Annotated in this window: 1 protein-coding gene; it reads right to left on the minus strand. The window is 35.1% G+C overall.

The features are described from left to right. Positions 1-325: 325 nt before the first annotated feature. Positions 326-1,576: a transposase gene (locus AA81_RS07705; RefSeq protein ID WP_103898711.1), complete on the minus strand. Its 1,251-nt coding sequence runs from the start codon at positions 1,574-1,576 to the stop codon at positions 326-328. Positions 1,577-1,907 lie beyond the last annotated feature (331 nt).

Consider the following 1,907-nt stretch of genomic DNA (forward strand, 5'->3'; position numbering starts at 1 on the left):
ATCCTACCTATGAGGAATGGAAACAAGGTATTGAAAAAGATAATGAAGTAACAGAGGACTTCTTTTTATCCATACCCACTTCAGAAATAGGTCAAAGCAACGATTAACTAAAGGTAAATTAAGTTAAGGCAAGAAGAAAAAGAACTAAAATATTGGATAATTATCCAAAATGCTCTTTGAAAATCGAAGTAATTCTTCAAAAAATTGGAAAGTAATTAGAATTGAAGAAGTTTTTAGGGAAAATAGAGATGAAAGAAGTACAGTTAATGAATAACCGTTCATTTGGGAAGTATTGAAGAGAATTTAAACTTTCTAAAGAAACAAGCTAAGAAGCTGTTTCATACATAAGTGTTTTAGGAGAAGACAATAAATCATCTCTACCCATCTTGTGAGCTAAGAGAGCAGAAGCGATAAGGAAAAGGTTAGAAAGGTTGCATTCGAGTTGCACAGCGTTTGTATATTTCAAAGAAGTAGTACCGTTGTTGCTTTCTAACCTGGAAAAGATGGATTCAATGAGAGTACGTTTCTTGTAAATCTCTTTGAAGAAAGGAGATTCCCTGTTAAGGAAATGGCGGAAATCATACTTTGAATAGTTTCTGTAACTATAACAGTTAGACCTACCCAAAGGACAGTTAGAAGGATCATCACAAACGAATTTGGTTCTATATATGTTTCTTTTACTCTCAAGGTAATGGGAATGTTTAATAAGTTTTTTACCGCATTCACCTACTAACCTTTTTTTAGAAGAATTCCTAAGAGGAATAAAAGCAATAGAACCGGCTATCAAATGGACGTAATCGTAAAGATCACTTGAATCATATGCGGCATCAGCTAAGAAGTTAAACCCACTAAGATCCAAATACTTAACAACCTTTTCTAAAAGGATGAAAGCATAATTCTTGTCATTGGCAGAAGCAGGGGAAACCACGGTGAAGATAGGGACGTTTAGGAAAGTGATAGTATGAGCCTTGTAACCAAGATAAGACATAGCGTTCTTTGGGTTACCGTACTTATCGTAGATAGGTTTAGAATTAGAAACAGGTTTAACGCCGAAATTTGCTTCTAAAGGGGAACGATAGTACTCTTTGTAATCTTTGAATTTACCGTGACTCTTCTTGTTGTTGAAGAAAGAATTAAAGATAATGGGGTAAGAATCAACAACAAGATAACTGGTATCAAAGATCCCCTCTTTGATGCCTTTAAGGACGGTAAAAACGATAACCTTATCCAAATAAGAAGGACCAAACTCCTTCTTAAAGGAAGAGAAAGTAGCTTCAGAAGGAACGTAATTGATAATAGGATCGAAACCGATGCATTTAGCGAAGGAAGGGTTACTCTTAAGGAAGTGAATCAACTCCCTTACTGTAAACCCCTTAACCTTCTGAACGAAGATAGCTTTAAGTAAAGCCCGACGGGAGTACCCTGTTCTGCCTATCTTATTACTGAAATCTGGGACAACGGACCAATCGATCATATCGATTAAATCGAGAAGGTACTTAAATTCAGAATGTTCTTTCATATAATCAGAGTAGACGAAATCGAAGTAGAGTTGAGAAGAGTTACCGTATAATGACAATTGAATGACCTCCTTACAAGATAATAAAGATATGGTATCAAATAAATTATACAGTGAGGAGGTAAAAGTACAATATTGAAGGTATTAAAAGTTAGTTACAATACGTGTTTTAGAGTTTCTAAAGACAGTATCACATATAATATGAGGAGGGGAAAAACATGAGAAAAACTGTTGTTTTGGTGTTTTTGGTAGTTATTATGACCTTCACACTCTTTAGTCAAGAAGTTATCAAAATTGGTATGAACTTCGAACTAACCGGACCTGTCTCTGGGTATGGCCAAATGTCAAGAGATGGTGTATTGTTAGCCAACAAGTTGAAACCAACAGTCAA

It is taken from the genome of Petrotoga halophila DSM 16923, from assembly GCF_002924615.1.